This window comes from Peribacillus simplex (assembly GCF_030123325.1).
Taxonomy (GTDB): domain Bacteria; phylum Bacillota; class Bacilli; order Bacillales; family DSM-1321; genus Peribacillus; species Peribacillus simplex_D.
The window spans coordinates 2975491-2993009 of sequence record NZ_CP126106.1 but is presented as its reverse complement, the minus strand read 5'-3'; the positions used below and the strand labels follow the sequence as shown (position 1 = coordinate 2993009).

The following is a 17519-nucleotide window of genomic DNA, read 5'->3' as shown; positions in this document are numbered from 1 at the left end:
AGCCGGATTCAGCAATGAATCCGGCTTTGGCTATTTGAAAAATGCTAAACGCTTACTACTGAGTCTTGAACAAATATCTCAGCAACTGCTATATAAATACTTATTACTTTTAAATCATCTGTTGCAAAAACCGCTGAAGGACGATTCTTATCAAGAAGTAGTTGTTTAGCCGATTGAAAGGCGTTTTCTACAATATATAGGGTTAGCGTCCCCCACTTTTAACCCCAGAAATATGATCTAGGAACAGCACATAGAATAGTATAGAAATACTGCGGCTAATGCTGGACATGGAGGGGATGTATTATGAGTACCAGAATAATCCGGCAGCTGATAAGGTCAAGGCAACAGGAATTAGTCGAACTTGCTGCTTCATTTATTCGAATTCCATCTGAAAATCCATCGCCCGAGTTTAAGAAGCGGTCAGCAGAAATGGGACGCCATATTAGCCGATACCTAGCAGCAAAAGGGTTCTTGATTACGGAGCACCGCCGTAGCGAAAATGCGCTGGTTACCGTGGTCTGTGATGCTCCCTTAACCAGGGTACCTGGTCCACGGCTCCTATTTTGTGGACATACAGATGTCGTACCTGCAGGCGATTGTTCACATTGGACCTTCGATCCTTTCTCAGGAGAAGTCAGAGCAGGTATGCTTTTGGGTAGGGGAGCCTCCGATATGAAAGGGGGCTTGGCATCACTGATTTTTGTGGCTGGACTACTTCAGGAGTTTGCCCCCACTCTTAATTTGAAAGGTAGCCTGGGAGTTATTGCCTCTCCGGATGAAGAGACTGGCGGCATGGAGGTGGCCTCGCTCCTGGATCAAGGATTGATTAAGGGTGATGCTTGTCTGATTGGTGAACCAACGGACCCCTACCATCCGAATGCCGGTGAAAAGGGCAAGGCATGGATGCAGGTGATCATACCAGGTCAGGCAGATCATGGCAGCCTACAACCGCTTTATGGAATCTCCGCCGTACGAAGAGGGGCAGCCGCGGTCGAAGCACTAACCAAGCTATGGGAGCTCAAGGCAACGCCTCCGGCAGAGCCTTGTCAACTTTTGTACAATACTGAGTGGCTCCTATCTCAGCATCTAGGAAATCCCTTACTGTCACAGTTACTTTATCGTCCCTCTTACAATCCAGGTGTAATTCAGGGCGGAACAAATGTGAACGTCGTCGCAGACAAGTGTATCATTAAAGTGGATACCCGGGTTCCATTCGGTATGAAGCCCGAGTTTGTACTTGATGTCGCTAGGAATCTTGTTAGTGCTGTAGCGCCAGGTGCGGTTGTAGAGCCAATGGTACCCCTTACTAACCCGAACTGGACCTTAGAGAATCGTCCAATTGTGAGGGCCATAGAACTGGGAATCCAGAGTGTCCTTGGAATGGAGGAACCCGTCTTCAGCGTACTTTTGTTTGGTTCAAGTGATGCCAGTCACTTCCGGCGCCATGGCATTGATACCGTCCTTTACGGTCCTGGGCTGGATCACACTATCCATGGGTACGATGAGCGGGTTTCAGTGGAGAACTTAGTAGAATCTGCCGAGATATATGCTGAGACGGCAGTCAAATATCTTAGGTCATTTTAAATATCTATTTTCACTAAACTTTATGCAGGTTAATGATGCAGGGTATACTGCACGTGCTACTGTTAAGGTTCTCTTTCAAGGTGTATATGGTGGTGGTTATTGGTGGGAATATTTATATACTCGTTGGTATTAAATCTTTAGTTCAATGCTAAACTAAATATATTTATAGCGTGTTTTGATCAAACTTTGTTTCAAATTTACATGAAGACCAAAAGCTAAAAAAAGAGCCTGGAGCAGAAAAACCGCTTCAGGCTTTTTTCTTTTTGGGAAAAGTGGGAATTCCTTTTTTCTCTGAATGAACTTGGATTTTTTTAAATAATTCTTTGCCTTCTTTTTTAGTCAAGTTCACTTTTTGTTTAGCCATGATCGATACTGCTTTTTATGTACTTTGTACAAGCATGGTCAAAATTCGGAATTATTAAACATCCGTTCTTAATGAACTCCCTCAGTTTAATAGATAATGCTCACGAATACTCGCTTATTCGCAGGATTTCAATAACCTTAGCGACAGCAGGCATGGCTCTTTTTAATGGATATAATTTGCAATATTTTGTTGATAATCGAATTCAAAACAGGACATGTTAAATGTTTTTATTGAATTGCTTCAAATCCAAGAACCTAATAAATAAGAACATTATTTCTAAATGAGAATAAAAGGCAACTTGTAAGTCTCTAAGGAACAATAAAAAAAGAAGCTTCGAAGAGCTTCTTTTTTTATCGTCCGAATAGTCGATTCCTTACGTATGAACTGACCCCATAAAGTTAGACAGGTAATTTCGTTAGGCTAAGTCCCCCTAACCCCGAAACCTAAAGATACAGGGAGAAAAGAACGGTGCTGGTCCTTTGTTTGCACGGAAAATGAAATTTTTATATATGAGGAAACCTAAGTCAGCAATTACACATCGTATTGGTTTAAAACAGAAAATATATTAGTTGATTAAGATGAACAATAAAAATATGTTATTTAACCTAACATGTCATTTGATTTTTTTTCCATTACCAATTATATTTATAAAAATACCTTTACTTAAGTCTGTCTAAATCCCAGAAAAGAGTAATTTTATTGAAGTGTTTAGTTTTAAAAAAGAAAAATAAATGGGGAAATAAACATTTATTTGAGCCAATGATCCAGAAAGTTTCCATTTAAAAATTAGTCCTCTGTGGTTAAAGAAAATGATAAACAAAGGTGGGTTTGAGATGGGCTTGTTAGGTAGAGTGGTTTTTTTAAAAAGATTACGAGAAGAGCTGTTGGAAAAAAGAAAACAAGGAGCCACTGAGCTTCAAATTGATGAAATTGACAAGCAAATACGGAAGATTAATCTAGAGATACAGAATATGAGAAAAATGATGGAATAAATGTTTTTTCATAAATTCCCGACTTGAACGATGAGGTTATTTTGTTAGTTGACCATTTCAAATTTTTATAAATGGGGCGTTTTTACAAGGAAATGGACGCTTTTTATTGAACCTACCTCATACGGGTAAGCACTACAGACTGTACAGAATACAGAAAGAAGAACCCCTTTCTGACAATCTGTACGTGTGGCTTCGGCATTAAATGATTCGATAACTAGACTGTACGGCTCATGCTTCGCCGATATTCCGTCGGTTCCTGATCCATTTACGGCTATCGCCGCCATACCGAACGGGCCGAAGGCCGAAAGTTAAGAGTTTAAAAGAATAAAAGGTCATAAGGATAGCAGCCTCCCGGCTGCTTTTTTTTATTACTTTTCCCTTTGCCTTCCGAATCGTAAAACAGCGCAGGCCGGCTAACCTCCCAGCCGGTAGGACACCCGAACCTTTCCGGCAGGAAGCTAAGACAGCCAGTCCATCGATCAAGGGGCAAAAAACTTTTTGATTAGGGGCGCTATCGCAACATCAAAAAGTTTTTGTGCTTAATCCCTTGACCGATTGCCTATGCGTGTTTTTCGTTCTACCTGTCAAAGGGGAAAAATAATCCCCCTTTGGGGAACTAATTCGCTTCGCAAGGCAAATGAAAATAGGAAAGAAAAACCACCAGAGAAAAACCAAAAGGGCAACAAATAAAAAAATGAAAAGGAGATTTGAAAATGGAATTAACCCCAATTTTTGAAGTGGTCAAAATCAAGCTGGAAATCAAGGAAATGGTCGAACCGTTTGCGGCCTTTCAAATTCGCAATCCAGAAGATGCTCGAGAATTAGCCGCAGCGCAAATCGCAAACGAGGACAGGGAAGTGTTTCTTGTCATGATGCTCAACACGAAAAATCATGTTGTAGGTCTTCATCGGGCGCATGTGGGAAGCCTAAATGCGAGTGTCGTCCATCCTAGAGATGTGCTGAAATGCGCCATTTTAAACAATGCGGCTTCCCTTATTGTCAGCCATCAGCACCCATCGGGTGACCCAACCCCGAGTATGGAAGACATTGAAGTTACAAAGAGATTGGCGGAAGCAGGGAAAATTATTGGGATTGAAGTTTTAGACCATTTGATTGTTTCCCATACGGGTAAGTATGTTAGCTTAAAAGAAAAGGGATATTTATAATAAGAAAAAAGACGAGCAAGAGGGGGATCGTTCTCCCTTTTGTTCTCAAGGGACTGAGTCCCTTGGGAAAAGCAATGAAGGAAACCAATAAATGGAGGCACACCGTTTGGATCATCAGCTGGTGGCGTTCACGCATGGAGAAAAAACATCCGTTTTTTTTCGATTTAGAGCAGGTATCGAGCCTGCTTGACGGTTGCTTGATGCAACCTCTAAAACTTACAGTAGCGCCTTCGGGTAGAAGGAACAAATTGTTGAGCAAATATTCTATTCTCGTAATAAAAGTCAGATGTTGTTCCTTCGCTTTCTTCTTACTTTATCTTTACCTTTACCTTTACCTTTACAATTTTACCTCCAGCCTTTTTACCCGCCTGTTCCATTAGTTTCGCAAACTGCTTCTTTATCTCCGTATCCTTTTTGTTCTTTCTCATCATATCTATCCCTCGCAAATTAATATTCTTGCTAAATAGTATCGCCATGGTAAAGGAAGGCTTATACATTCCCCGGTTCTAAAGTGACCCCTTCCCCACTATATTGTTAGTAAAGTGGAAAACTGGCAAAGTGATCCTGAGGTATGTTTCCATTTTTACAGAATGAGAGGGGAGAGGAGGGAAGGGATGTCATCATTGAACCCTTTTTTCGAGGAAATGAAGAAAAAGGATCCAAAACCAAAAGCTATTCAAAAAACATCTTCCGGAGGTCCTTCGCACCAAATAACGTCGGTGAGAAAACTCAGGAAGGACAAGCAGCATGACATTAAGTTCCCTGTCGATTATGTCATGAAGGTCAAGCTCCGGACGCTGTGCAAAACGTTAAATCCGATGTATAAGCAAAAAACGGGAAAATCCTTGACCCAAACGGCCTGCAATACGTTATTGCTAAGGTTCGGTTTGACTAGATGGAAGGATGTGAATTATGCAATGGACTATACGGACACGAAGGAATATATGCATACCTACTTGCTGGAAACGGAATACGGCGATAGGGGAGGATTGCATGAAGTCGCCATCTTAAAGGACCTGTCCGATCGGAGGGTTGCCTTTTGCATGATCCATCATACCGTTGCCTGGTTAGAAAGAGGGGGTTCCATTGAAGAAATCCTATAGTCAATTTAACCTTTTATCGAACAAAGAAAAAAAGGGTTTTTTTGATTACTTCTTGCCTAAATATCGATATCTGCAAATTGAGGTACCATACTATGAATTTTTAAGGGGAGAGGTATTAGTCGAAAGACATGAAGGATTTGTTTGAAGAGGCTCCGCAAAACCTAACACTGTATCATCTGATTGCCCTCCTGTATTTTGACTTTCTGGAACAAGTGAAAAAAGGGGCCAAATATGAACAGCTCTGTCCCTTTTTGATTTCTTCCAAGAAAAAATTCCTGGAACGGCCGATTATTGAAAAAAGGGTATTGAATCAGGTGTCAACCAACCTTTTCTCTTTCGAACAAAGGGAAGAAGAAATCGAGGTGACCTCAGAAGAAAAACGAGCAGAGATCACCCTTCGAATCAAGGAGTCGGAGATTTACCGGGGTGAGGTATTCCTGCATGACATTTCCCCATACTTGATGGAGGAAGAGTTGACGGTCGAGGATTTACTGGTGATTTTGTTCATGGACTTTTTGCAAAGGATTAAAGAAAAGGGAAACTCAAGCCAAGCCATGAAGGCCATTTATTGAACTTTGAGGATTACTTTTGATGAGCGGTCAAAAAATTAGGCACAGAAAGGATATTTCACAACTATCCTTTTATTAAAGATCTTTTGCACTGAGGTTCAAGGGTGATCAAGTAGAAAATTTTGGAAAAATAGGAAGAAGGTTAGTTGAGTATACAGAAAAATTTGAATAAAATAATATATAACTAACCGGAAGGTTGATTATTATTATTTATTTTCGTATTCTTTGAGAATTACATTCCTTAATCTAAACATCTAAGAAAGTTGGTGATTTTTTAAATAAACAGCTTTCTTTATTTTATATTAATTCATCTAAATAGGGTAGGTCATTATGACTAGGGACATGTATTAAAGGTGGAAATAAAACTTCATTTTGAAAAATACTTTTAAAAATGCTAGGAGGAAAAAGCATGGCAGGAAACGTTGTCAACTCACCAGAAGCAGTAAGGCAGTATGCTAAACAAATTACAAATGGAAGCCAGGCCCTCGAAGAGGTAATTCGTCAGTTACAGGCAGCTCACAGAAGTGTAGGATCAGAATGGAAAGATGGTCAATATAACAAATTTGGGGATGAGTTAGAAAATTTAATCAAACAAATTAAAAAAACCATTCCGTCTTTTCAACAATATACCCAACACCTTCGTGCAAAAGCAAATATACTTGACGACTACAATAAGTAAAACCCTAAGATAATCCACTGGATATAATCAAGTGGATTATTGTCGGAAAATATGACTGACATCTAATTATATAATATCTTTATTTATTCAATGGTGATAGCTCTAGCTTAAATCCTTTAAAATTGATAATTTTCTGAAGGATTTTTTATTTATGTCTATTCAGCGCGTTTAATATGGTTGTGAAGAACTTGATACCTCTGTCAAAAAAATTTGGATGTAGTTTGAATCCATTAGAAGGGGATTGAAGGGACTAGCAACGAAAAAGATTCGAATCCGAAGCAATACAACCCATTGTAATCCCTAGTTTTCATCTATATTCATCACTTAGAAATATAACAAGAGTCATAAAAGACTTAGAGAAATTCTTAAAATAAGTAGTAATTCAAAAAAATAAGCGAAAAGGAAGAAAAGGACGACTTATTAAATAGGCGTAATGGAAATACTTGAAACACTTTAAAGTCAAGGGGAGGAGTCTGTGAAACAAGCAAAGGTTCAAAATGAAATATTAAAAGAAGGTTCATCCATTCTCAAAATGGATTTTACTATCGATATAAATAAATTTCTGACAGAAGGCGGGGAGATTAATCCTTGGTCCTTATCCGGCTATTTAGAAGATATAGAAAGGAACATGAACGATCCTAACAATGATGGCTCATATTTTAAGAAAGTTGATCACAGGAAAGGCTGCCGTTATTACTTGCCTGATCATGTTTTTTCTCTAGAGGATAAATATAATGATTGCTGTAAAACCATAAGAGCGAAAAAAGCTGAGACTCCTGAAGGGGCAGTCATGATTCTTTCCCTTCTCATATACAGTGTTTTGGGATATTTCCTACTAGGTAAAATCTTATTTCATGATTACAGTCATCAAACTCGTTTGGTAGTAAGTGGGAGTTTTGTTCTCTATGGATGGTATGTAACAGTTAGAGCAATACACGAAGAAAATTTTGGGGTTTTGATGTTTATTCGGCGACTCCTTTTTTCGCTTATTACTGCAGGAATTATTTTATTTTTTCCATCTGCTTGGAATGACTTAGGTTGGATAGAAAGAATACTGCTAATCATTGTGGAAATTTTCATCATAATTGTCCTCTTTTTTATTTATGTTTTTCTATCATCCTGGAAATCTAAATGAGAAAATGATTTAGTTCACAAAAGTGAACAAAAATAGTCAGAAAAAGAACGAAATTAATTTATTTTGGTTAATAATTATGGAACACATCTGAAGCAAGGGGAGGAATGTATGAAATTAATTAATGCAAATAATGAACTATTAAAAGAAGGATTATTTTTCGGGATAGATATTGATATTGATTTGAATCGATTTAAGGGTGAGAATGGTGAAATTAACCATGTATCTGATTTTCTTGAGGATATAGATTACGATCCTGAAAACGATGCTTCAAGTATTGATGATGATATTGGATTTAATTCTTACTCAACTAAAAAGATGTCATCCATTGAAAGAGAATATGAAGATTTTCGTGAAAAAATAACACTTTACTCAACAAAAGGATACGCTGCTTCTTTTAGAAAGAAAGTTAGTATCGTTTCTTTCTTAATTTACACCGTTCTAGGGATTACCGTTTGGTCAGAAATTGTTTTTACAGATAAAAATTTCACATTCAGTTTAGTAGCTGGAATAGTTTTTGGGTTTTATGGGTGGTTAATGACATTTATCTCTAGTATTGGAGAACCCGATAATAGAAGTGTTAATAATTATTTACAATCATGTATTGTTCGTCCACATATTATCGCAGTTATTTTTTATATACTAGTAACGATTATTTTATGGTTGTTTCAACCAAAAGGTTTGGGACACTGGTTATTACTACTCGGTTTCATAGCATTGGTTTTGTTTTTAGGCTTCATCTTCTTTATCGAGTGGGATGATAAGAGGGAAGCTAAGTGGAGAGCCAAACGGGATGAAGAAAAGAGAGAAGAAGAAGAACAGGAAAATAAACAACGGATACCAGGAATCGCAAAAATGGTGGTAGAACGACGAGTTGAAGGTACAGAATTTGAATTTGATACGGATTATACAGATGAATACACGAACGAGATCATTGAGTTAATGGAAACGAATATGGATATTACTTATGATTTTACAAATGAACAGTATGTTGAGGCTATCATTAAACATTTAGATAAGAATTCTCGCAGGCAAGCTTGGGAACAAAGTCGGTCTCCAGAGGTAATGAAGATACGTGCTGAAAATATAGCTGAGTTGGTAGTAGAACAGCGCGTTGAAGGTACAGAATTTGAATTTAATGAAGAATATATCGAAACTTACACTCGTGAAATAATAAATCTGATCGATAAACACTTTACCATATCGAATGATTTTAGTGACCAAGAGTATGTTGATCATATCATTAAGCTCATAGAGAAGCATGAACGTAAAATGGCTTGGGAAGAAGAGGGAACGTAAAACGATTATTTGGGCAGAACTTGCAAAATTGTAACCATTCCACAAAGCATTGAAATCTTAAGATAGGATATGAATTTATTCCGAAGAACGAAAGGAGTATTTCATGAACATATTTGCGGAGCAAATGATTAGTTATTTAACCACAATTCAAAAGAATATAGAAGATTATATGAATCAAACAGAGCAAGCTACAAGGGATTATACCGAGAGGAAAGGCGAACTTACAATATCATTTGATAAAAAAATGAAAATAGTAAACAAGGAAACAAAGAAAAAAATCAACGAATTGAAAGATAGAACGGAAAAGGATCTTGCGTATATATTGTTCTTAATTGAAAAGATTAAGGGGCTAGAGGAATGTTTTTGCTCCATTGATGCAAAATATGCTGGAAGGAAAAGCGAATTAAATAGAAAGAAGGACTCTAAATATCCTTTTTTAAACATAGATAACCCAGCTAAGGAACTTGAGATGATTTTCCATAAGGTTGCAGAAATAGAGACAGATCTAGTAAAGAAGAGAGGTATATTTAGAAGTATTAATCGTGCAGACAAATATGCAGAACTTAGTTACTTAGTAAGCCACTCAAGTGATTTATATGAAAAGACAATGAATGAACTTTATGAAGAATATTACGATTATGTGTCTAAATGGGTAAAGAAGGCGAGAATGGAATTACGACAACTGGAAGAACGAAAACAACAGGAATTACAACAATTAAACTCTCAATATTTATCGAAGGTAGAAGAAGCAGGTAATATACTAAAGAATGAATTAGATCGAAATGCCTCATCAAAGTCGTTGCATAAAACCGCCTTAACCATAAATTCACAAGAACCAAACTTATCACTCTATACCCCACCTAATGAAGAGGATGAACCTGTTATTCAAATAGGATTCATCTCAAACCAACTTACCAACCTTAATATAACAGAACAAGTACAAGAAGTGATAAAGAATAAATACTCAGATTGGATGCATGAGAATTGGTTGATGCTCCCCTATGCATTACAATTCGGCGATAACTGTTCCTTGCTCATTAAAACCAATACTGAAACAGAGGCCAAAGTTAACAAGGGAATACAGGCGATTATTACTCGAATGTTAGCGCAAATACCTCCAACTAAGTTACATTGCATCTTTATTGATCCAAAAAATGCAGGTACCATCTTTTCTGCTTTTATGAGGATAGCTCATAAGGATGAAAAAGTTGTTGGAAAACAAGTCTACACAAGTCCTCCGGATATTAACCATGCCTTGGATGACATCTATGCACATATAGACTCTGTCATTCAATTTAAACTTTCTGCAGGTGTAGGTTTCACAGATATTTATGAATATAACAAATTCGCTAAAGAGAATGCAGAAAGCTATAAACTTCTTACAATATTGGATTATCCTAAAAATTTCACCGCCGATATGAAAGAAAAATTAATGTACATTGTTGAAAATGGACCGAAATGTGGTGTCCATACCATTATTACCTACAATGAAAAGAATGCTGGCAGACATCAAAAAAATGAGTTTAATCAAGATATAGAGTGGCTCGCTTCACAAGCTATACATATACGTAATCAAGGAGAGGATCTGTATATTTCATCATCGGACGAGGTTCATTTTGACTTTGTGTCTCCTCCAAAGCTTCCTCATTTAGTGAAATTTGTTAACGACCTTGAAAAACATATTGTTGCAGTTAATAAAAGGGGTACCCCATTTTCGGTTATCGTTCCGGACAAATGGTTTTCAAGAAGAAGCTCCGATTCATTAACCGTCCCGCTTGGAAGAACCGGTGCTGGAGATACGCATGAGTTGTTATTTGGTGTAGACACTTCGCAACATGCCATTGTTGCTGGTAAGACAGGGTCAGGGAAAACAACGCTCTTACATACTCTTATAACGAGCGCTTGTATTAATTATAGTCCAGATGAATTACAGTTCTATTTATTAGATTTTAAAGAGGGCGTTGAATTTATGGAATACGCCAACTACAAGATACCACATATGAAACTACTGGCGCTTGAAAGTGAACAAGAGTTTGGGGAAAGTATTCTAATGGAACTTCAAGATGAGTTGACTCGAAGAGGCGGTATTTTTAAAGAGCATGGCGTCCAGAATATCATGAACTACAGAAAAAAAACAGGCGAAAAGATGCCAAGAATTCTTCTCATAATAGACGAATTTCAAGTCTTATTTGATAGTCATATTAACAGAAAAATTGCTGGAAATTGCGGTTTTTTGATTGATGACCTTGTCAGGAGAGGTCGATCATTTGGCATTCACATCATATTAGCATCTCAAAGTATTTCAAGTGCGGTAAATTCTACCTTTGAGCCTATAACCAGATCACAAATGGCTGTAAGGATTGGGTTAAAGGCAGATGAAAAAGACGCGAAGATTCTATTAGGGGATGACAATAACGGAATTGCGACGTTAGGGCAAGAGATGGGCGTAGCGATATATAACAGTGATTCGGGAAATGCACCAAATATAAAGTTTAAAATTGCTTATCTTGATAAGGAAAATCAAGAGAAAACATTACAAACCATTCATGAGTATAGTACATCACAAGGTTATGTATATAATGCTCGTGTTTTTGTAAGTCAGATGCAGGAGACTATTGCAAAGGCAAATATACCAATGAATGCGCCACTTGAGGACTATAAAAAAAGAACTCGTGGAATTACATTATGGATGGGGAAGTCGAACCGTGTGTCACCTCCTTATTTAACGTTAAATCTAAATTACCGTAACGAAGACAATATTATGATTTTAGGTCAAGATGAAGAACTTGCACGAAAAGTACTATACGGTACTCTGTGTTCCGTGTTATTTCATTATCAAACAGAGCCAGGTGTAACAGCCAGAAAAATTATATTTGCGGATTACCCTTCCCCGGACAAAGATGAAAAAGATGGATTGGATTATCTTGTTGAGGAATTACCTGAGTATGTCGAGGGTGTTAAGAGTGACAAAGAATTCCTACGACATTTAAATACGCTGCACGAAGAAATGAGCAATAGAAAGCATGGGAAAAGTTTTGATAAAACCCCTTGTTTCTTCTTTATCCATGGTGTTCAGCGGAGCAATGCTGCATACGATAAGTCCGTTAATAGTTACGAAGATAGCCACAATGATAGTCACGAAGATAGTCCTAAAATAAATTTTTTAGAAGGGAATGTAAAATTCGATATAGCGAATATGTATGATGCACCAAAAACTCTTTCAGACGAAAAGTATATGGCAAATGTCTCAACAAATCAAAAGTTTGTTGAATTACTTAAGAATGGTCCTAGTCAAGGAATCTATATTATTATGTGGTGTGATCAAAACAGTAATTTTATTGATTTAACAGATTGGGATCCTATCAAGTCATTCGGTCACAGGTTTGCTTGTAGATTACGTGAAGATGAATCACGATCATACATGGGTGAAGAATATGCTTCACTATTAAAAAGGGACAGTTTAATCTATAGAGATTTAAGAGGTGATTTTCATAAATTACAACCGTTTGAATATCCAAATGTCAGCTGGAGAAATGGGTTTGTAGAAAAAATTACACATCGGATTAAATCTTAAGCGAACTTATCTAAGAGGTGATTTCGATGGGGCATGTACACAACTCAGTTGAAACGTTAGATCAATTTAAAAGAGCACTTGAATCACTTAGTACAGATTTACATTTAGAATGTAATAAAGTAAAAAAACCATAAGCGAAATTGAAGGGAGTATATCCGAAACAGAAAAACAGTTAGGACGAAAAATAGAAAAGTGCAACCAGCGAGTTAAAGAAGCTCAAGCTGTCTTTAATGCTTGTATGTCTATTAAGGGAGAAGGTGAATGTCGGAGCGAGGAGGATTAGTTAATAAGAGCAAAACAACACCTTAGTGCAATCCAAGAGAGACAGGAAGCTTTTAAAAAATCATGTCATCAATTTATTATGTCTGTAGAATCTGGGGGTAAAAGCTACCAACAACACGAATTAATTGGCAAGGAAGATAAGATTAAGAATGCGATTCATCAAAAGCAAGAGGCATTAAGGGAATATATTCAAGCAATCCCACCCTCATAGATAAATTTGCGATTGTTCATAAATGTTTTTTAAATAAGGATGAGTACTGTGAATACTTTAAAAAACTCAATAACTAAAAAAGGTTTGAACCATACTCTCTTTTTAGGTTGTGGAAGAGTAATGGGGAAATCAATATCTGAATCTTCTGATGACAATCAGGTGTACCTCGTCGGAAGTTTAGTCAATTTAGTTTGTTTTAATAAAAAAGAATATGATATTTATTTGCAAACAATAAATGCGAAAACGAAAGAAGAATGGGTTAATAATTGCGTGAAAAATAGGCTCGTTACAAATGCTAAAGAACTTGAAGCATATGAGGAAAGTTTTAAAAAAGAACATATTCTTATTCATCAAAATATTTCTGAAATAGACGATCCAATTTTTTTTAAATTCACCATTGCCAAAAGAGGTATATCATTTGGATATTCCAAAAAGGAAAAGAAGTGGATAATAAGTAGTGTGAATCCAAAAGGAAATAACCTTCGATTGTCACATGAAGAATATGATATGTGGCGCTCCTCTTCTGGCATTTGTACTATTTGGGATACAATGCATCATTTTATGAAAATAAGAGGATGTACTGCAACAGAAGCGTTATCTATTTTTATTAAAAATATGAATAGATTTTGCAAAATAGGCTTATGGAACATTGAATACTGTGGAGATAACAAGGATATATATGCTACGGAACATGAACAAGAAAGAACATTTAAGGGTAAGTGGTTTGATGTTCATAATCTTAAAACAGATTCAATAATCGTTGCAGCTGGAGAAGAATTTGGAGGATCTGGTGATCAAATAGAGATAATAATTGGAAATCAAAATGTATTTGTTGAAAAGGCAGAGTTTTTGATCTGGCTATTATGCAAGAAAAATCAGAATACAATTCTAAAAATGAAAGAACAGTTAGATATGGATGAAAGTCAAATTAGAGACATAGTTAAGAGGTTAATAGGAAAAAAACTTCTAATGATCTGGCCTGATGCTTGGGTTTTTGATGAAAGCTATAGTGTTTCTGCTGTACCTCTAGGCACCTCAATCGGGATGATAAATAATGAAAATTATGAGGCAAAGGATTTACCTATAGGGAAAGGCCAGTTATTACCAGTCTCAATGTATTTCGTATGGATATTTAGCCATGGCTTTGCATCATTAGGAGTCACGGTTCAAGCCTTAAAGGAGAGTCTTAATATTCGTCAAAAAGAAGCAGAGTTACTTGTTGCTCAATCCATTCCAGTACTGATAGAAAAAGGATTAATGGATATACAAATAATCCCAAAACGAAAAATGAACCCGTAAGAGGAGTAAAATAATGCTGTCTTTTAAGGGGCTAAAGGTCTCACTTGATCGTTCGATAAAAAAAATTTCTAAAGTGAAATTTGAAGATATCAATGTCAATCATCCAATGGTAACTGGAGCAGGTGCATTTATTGATGCAGGTATAAAAGTTATCGCTGGGATTGATCTTCCAGATGGATGGGGTTTTAAAGCATTACAATTGGGTGTATCTATTGGGCAAGTGTCGGTAAAGACCTACAAAAAGGAGGCATCTTTACTTGACCTAATGGATTTGTTTATTAATCATACGAAATGGGAAGCCGGCCTGATTAATGAAGATATACTTGAAAATGGCGCAGAGGCTTATATAGAATCTGGTGGCAAGCATTGGGATGACATGGATCCAAAGACACAAGCTACTCTGATTAGTGAACATGATAAATTACAATTTGCTTTAAGTGAAACCGGGGATGAGCAACTAACAAAACATGAGCTTGATACGGCTGTTAAAATAGCTGAATCTGCTGAACAGGCAAAATTTGCATCAGCTGAAGCTCACTTTGCTAAACTTGAAGCAGAATTAGCTCTATTAGAAACAAAGAGGGTTGCTGCCAAAGATCCAATAAAAGCCGCAGAATATGCAAATCTAGCAAAACATCAATCAGAAATAGCAGAGAGAGAAGCAAAAATAGCTGAAGAACAAGCCAAAATATCCGGTATAGAAGAAGCAAAAAAAACAGCTGAACAGGCAAAAATATTTGCAGCAGATGCAAAGAAAGCCGAAGAACAAGCCAAACATTTAGCAAATATATCTGCATGGGAAAAACTAGCTGACCAAAATGCTAAAAAACGAGCAATAAAAGCAGGAGGCAATAAGAAACAGGTAGACGCAGACACTGCCAATGCTGTAGGCGGCGAAAAGAGGAAAGGCACCAATGAATCCGATGTATTCACTGGTGAAGCAAAGGGGAAAAATGCAAAAGCCTCCATAACAGATTTACTAGAAGAAGAAGTAATAGCGAATTTAGAAAGATTTAATACTGATTCAACGGATGGTGAGACAATAGTCGAGAACTTGGAAAGATTCAATACTGGTTTAACAAATGAAGATGTAGTAAAGAATTTGGAAAGATTTAATACTGGTTCACCAAATGAAGATATAGCAGAGAATTTGGAAAGGTTCAATACTGGTTCACCAAATGAAGATGTAGCAGAGAATTTGAACAGATTCGATACTGGTTCGGATGAAAAAATCAGTAGAAATTCGGCAAAAAATGTTGTGAGCTCACCAGAGGCAATAAGACAATATATTAAAAAGATAACATATGGAAGTAAGGCCCTCGAAGAGATTCTTACGCAGTTGCAGTCTGCGCATTCATGTGTGGAATCAAAATGGAGAGATGCACAATACGAAAAATTTGGAGATGAATTAGATAGTTTAATCAAACAAATTGAAAAAATAATCCCGTCTTTTCAGCAATATACACAGCATCTACATGCTAAAGCAAGTATACTTGAGGACTATTTAAAATAGTCTTTGCCTAGTCGTTATCGTCAATATTTTGACGTGTATAACCGGACTGATTATGCAACTACTAGGGAAGGCTTACTTATCTAAGTTGCATTTTAGCAGGCTGATGTGTAGGAGAAGTTTTGGTTGCACCCAGAACTTCTCTTTTTAAACATTAAAAGGTTTATCCAGTGTGTTGAAAATTACTGGTGATTATTTTGAACATTGGCTCAGTTGATATCGTCGAGGAGGATGGCTCCATTCATGATTCCAGTCGTATTGACTTGAGCAAACATTTGGAGCAGTGTCGGTTGGCGATAGCAGATGGGATACAATGTATCTTAAAAAACAGAAACCTTAAAACCAACTGTAGAACAGAAGTAATAATAGTTAACATAATATCCAAAAAACTTTTCGACAACGACACCGATTTACAAAATTTCCGCCTAATATACCATATATTAAATCTTATTTTGTTTATTTTTGTAATAGTATGGTAGGAGGAAAAATATTCAAATAAATGGATTGTTAAAAGGAAAACTGCAAGAACCAAATTATAGGCCATTCTTAGAATCGTACCTAAATGAAACAGAAATAAAATAATGAATTTTGGTGGTTATATCACATTAAAATAGATTATTAATTTATCTAGTAATCTATTTGATTAGTAAGGGAATTATAGGAGGCAGTGATATTGGAAAAGAAAAATCTTGAATTGGCGGTACAACTGCGCCATGAGCTTCATGCCCATCCAGAATTATCAAACCATGAAGTCTGGACCAAACAGCATTTAATCGAATTCCTTAAAGCAAATACAAATCTTGAAATCGTTGACAGGGGGCTTTGGTTCTTTTAGAAAATGGCTGGTGGCACATGGCGGATCTGAGTTCGTAATCAGAGAAACCTGGCCAAGGAACAAAGTGAGAAGAACCGCATTCATTGGAATCCCGCGTTTATTTATTTTGCCCAATGCTCTCGGTGCTTTCCCCTCTTTTGATAATGCAACTAGCGTTCTGCTGAGTAAACTTTACGAGGAAGAGATGGATAGGCTTCAGAAGAATCTTGAAGATGCTGCGAAGGCTGAAGCAGAGAAGTATGGACTGAAGGTAAGTTTTGAATACCAGGATGAATTCCCGGAAACTTTGAATCATAAAGAAAGCTCTGATAAGATTCGTCAGGTCTGTAATGAAAAAGGCATTCCGATGGCTGAGTTGACGGAGGCGTTCCGTGCTTTAGAAGATTTCGGTCATTACACGAAACTCACAAAAGGTTCATACTGTTATATTGGAAACGGAGAAGATTATCCGAACCTCACAGCTACGAGTATGACTTCCAAGATGATCTTATTGAAACGGGAGTGGAACTGTTCGAAGGACTTGCTGAGTTATAAAAGATAGTTAGACTGAATGAATCACTTACAAAGGCTAAGAAGTTAGCGTGAGAATTGTTCAAGCTAACTTCTCATTTAACTCGTCCGTACGGTGTGAAGTGTGGGAAAAGCTGGCGATAACGTCAAAAGCTTACCTATCACTATCATAAGTTCAATAGCTTTTTACTAACGATCAGTTTAATAGAAGAAAAACACCCGGGAAGGTCTTTTTGTTTTGTCACTCAGAATAGTTCTATATCAAAAAATCATATAACTGTTTAAACTATACATATAACCTGATCTAATTTAGATTCAGGTTATAAATTTTTGATAAGGAGGCTTAAATATGAATAAAGCAAAATCTCACCTGTTAGCGGAAGTATACCAAGCATTTTATTTATGCGTAA

General features: G+C 36.8%; 15 protein-coding genes. 13 read left to right on the top strand and 2 right to left on the bottom strand.

The window, feature by feature from the left end:
- Nucleotides 1-303 precede the first annotated feature (303 nt).
- The 3 genes from QNH43_RS14110 (at nt 304) to QNH43_RS14100 (ending at nt 4106) form a co-directional block, all read left to right on the top strand.
- A complete protein-coding gene (locus QNH43_RS14110; protein WP_283914604.1) occupies nt 304-1584 on the top strand; it encodes a M20 family metallopeptidase in 1281 nt (426 codons plus the stop codon).
- A 1197-nt stretch (nt 1585-2781) separates the two neighbouring features.
- Nucleotides 2782-2940 carry a hypothetical protein gene (locus QNH43_RS14105; RefSeq protein WP_153246122.1) on the top strand — a complete coding sequence of 53 codons (159 nt, stop codon included), beginning with the start codon at nt 2782-2784 and terminating at the stop codon, nt 2938-2940.
- Nucleotides 2941-3653: 713 nt separating this feature from the next.
- Nucleotides 3654-4106 carry a JAB domain-containing protein gene (locus QNH43_RS14100; protein ID WP_283914603.1) on the top strand — a complete coding sequence of 151 codons (453 nt, stop codon included), beginning with the start codon at nt 3654-3656 and terminating at the stop codon, nt 4104-4106.
- 308 nt (nt 4107-4414) lie between these two features.
- Here the strand turns inward: QNH43_RS14100 and QNH43_RS14095 are convergent, their stop codons facing one another.
- Nucleotides 4415-4537 carry a hypothetical protein gene (locus QNH43_RS14095; protein WP_283914602.1) on the bottom strand — a complete coding sequence of 41 codons (123 nt, stop codon included), beginning with the start codon at nt 4535-4537 and terminating at the stop codon, nt 4415-4417.
- 183 nt (nt 4538-4720) lie between these two features.
- On the opposite strand from QNH43_RS14095, the gene QNH43_RS14090 reads away from it, so the two are divergent.
- The 9 genes from QNH43_RS14090 to QNH43_RS14045 all read left to right on the top strand — a co-directional run bounded on the left by QNH43_RS14090 (nt 4721) and on the right by QNH43_RS14045 (nt 16599).
- On the top strand, nt 4721-5209 hold the full coding sequence (locus QNH43_RS14090; protein ID WP_283914601.1) for a hypothetical protein: 489 nt from the start codon (nt 4721-4723) through the stop codon (nt 5207-5209).
- A gap of 128 nt (nt 5210-5337) precedes the next feature.
- The gene (locus QNH43_RS14085; RefSeq protein ID WP_283914600.1) at nt 5338-5781 is read left to right on the top strand and encodes a hypothetical protein; all 444 of its coding nucleotides are present in this window, start codon (nt 5338-5340) and stop codon (nt 5779-5781) included.
- 406 nt (nt 5782-6187) lie between these two features.
- On the top strand, nt 6188-6457 hold the full coding sequence (locus tag QNH43_RS14080) for a WXG100 family type VII secretion target (protein ID WP_283914599.1): 270 nt from the start codon (nt 6188-6190) through the stop codon (nt 6455-6457).
- A gap of 475 nt (nt 6458-6932) precedes the next feature.
- Nucleotides 6933-7592 (top strand): hypothetical protein, encoded by a 660-nt coding sequence (locus tag QNH43_RS14075; RefSeq protein WP_283914598.1) that lies wholly within the window; start codon nt 6933-6935, stop codon nt 7590-7592.
- Nucleotides 7593-7700: 108 nt separating this feature from the next.
- A complete protein-coding gene (locus tag QNH43_RS14070) occupies nt 7701-8888 on the top strand; it encodes a hypothetical protein (RefSeq protein WP_283914597.1) in 1188 nt (395 codons plus the stop codon).
- 103 nt (nt 8889-8991) lie between these two features.
- The gene (locus QNH43_RS14065; protein ID WP_283914596.1) at nt 8992-12462 is read left to right on the top strand and encodes an FtsK/SpoIIIE domain-containing protein; all 3471 of its coding nucleotides are present in this window, start codon (nt 8992-8994) and stop codon (nt 12460-12462) included.
- Between the two features lie 541 nt (nt 12463-13003).
- The gene (locus QNH43_RS14060; protein WP_283914595.1) at nt 13004-14254 is read left to right on the top strand and encodes a hypothetical protein; all 1251 of its coding nucleotides are present in this window, start codon (nt 13004-13006) and stop codon (nt 14252-14254) included.
- 13 nt (nt 14255-14267) lie between these two features.
- Nucleotides 14268-15767, top strand: a complete 1500-nt coding sequence (locus tag QNH43_RS14055) for a cell envelope integrity TolA family protein (RefSeq protein WP_283914594.1) — start codon at nt 14268-14270, stop codon at nt 15765-15767.
- A gap of 670 nt (nt 15768-16437) precedes the next feature.
- The gene (locus QNH43_RS14045) at nt 16438-16599 is read left to right on the top strand and encodes a hypothetical protein (protein WP_283914593.1); all 162 of its coding nucleotides are present in this window, start codon (nt 16438-16440) and stop codon (nt 16597-16599) included.
- On the opposite strand, the gene QNH43_RS27805 is transcribed toward QNH43_RS14045, so the two are convergent.
- Nucleotides 16534-16713, bottom strand: a complete 180-nt coding sequence (locus QNH43_RS27805) for a hypothetical protein (RefSeq protein WP_434060116.1) — start codon at nt 16711-16713, stop codon at nt 16534-16536. The two genes, QNH43_RS14045 and QNH43_RS27805, sit on opposite strands and share 66 nt — an antisense overlap.
- Before the next feature lie 70 nt (nt 16714-16783).
- On the opposite strand from QNH43_RS27805, the gene QNH43_RS27800 reads away from it, so the two are divergent.
- The gene (locus tag QNH43_RS27800; protein WP_434060115.1) at nt 16784-17140 is read left to right on the top strand and encodes a zinc-binding metallopeptidase family protein; all 357 of its coding nucleotides are present in this window, start codon (nt 16784-16786) and stop codon (nt 17138-17140) included.
- The last annotated feature ends 379 nt before the right edge of the window (nt 17141-17519 follow it).

Coding starts and splice junctions, on each gene's coding strand:
- QNH43_RS14110 (WP_283914604.1), top strand. CDS start 304: ATGAGTACCAGAATAATCCGGCAGCTGATAAGGTCAAGGCAACAGGAA.
- QNH43_RS14105 (WP_153246122.1), top strand. CDS start 2,782: ATGGGCTTGTTAGGTAGAGTGGTTTTTTTAAAAAGATTACGAGAAGAG.
- QNH43_RS14100 (WP_283914603.1), top strand. CDS start 3,654: ATGGAATTAACCCCAATTTTTGAAGTGGTCAAAATCAAGCTGGAAATC.
- QNH43_RS14095 (WP_283914602.1), bottom strand. CDS start 4,537: ATGATGAGAAAGAACAAAAAGGATACGGAGATAAAGAAGCAGTTTGCG.
- QNH43_RS14090 (WP_283914601.1), top strand. CDS start 4,721: ATGTCATCATTGAACCCTTTTTTCGAGGAAATGAAGAAAAAGGATCCA.
- QNH43_RS14085 (WP_283914600.1), top strand. CDS start 5,338: ATGAAGGATTTGTTTGAAGAGGCTCCGCAAAACCTAACACTGTATCAT.
- QNH43_RS14080 (WP_283914599.1), top strand. CDS start 6,188: ATGGCAGGAAACGTTGTCAACTCACCAGAAGCAGTAAGGCAGTATGCT.
- QNH43_RS14070 (WP_283914597.1), top strand. CDS start 7,701: ATGAAATTAATTAATGCAAATAATGAACTATTAAAAGAAGGATTATTT.
- QNH43_RS14065 (WP_283914596.1), top strand. CDS start 8,992: ATGAACATATTTGCGGAGCAAATGATTAGTTATTTAACCACAATTCAA.
- QNH43_RS14055 (WP_283914594.1), top strand. CDS start 14,268: ATGCTGTCTTTTAAGGGGCTAAAGGTCTCACTTGATCGTTCGATAAAA.
- QNH43_RS27800 (WP_434060115.1), top strand. CDS start 16,784: ATGGATAGGCTTCAGAAGAATCTTGAAGATGCTGCGAAGGCTGAAGCA.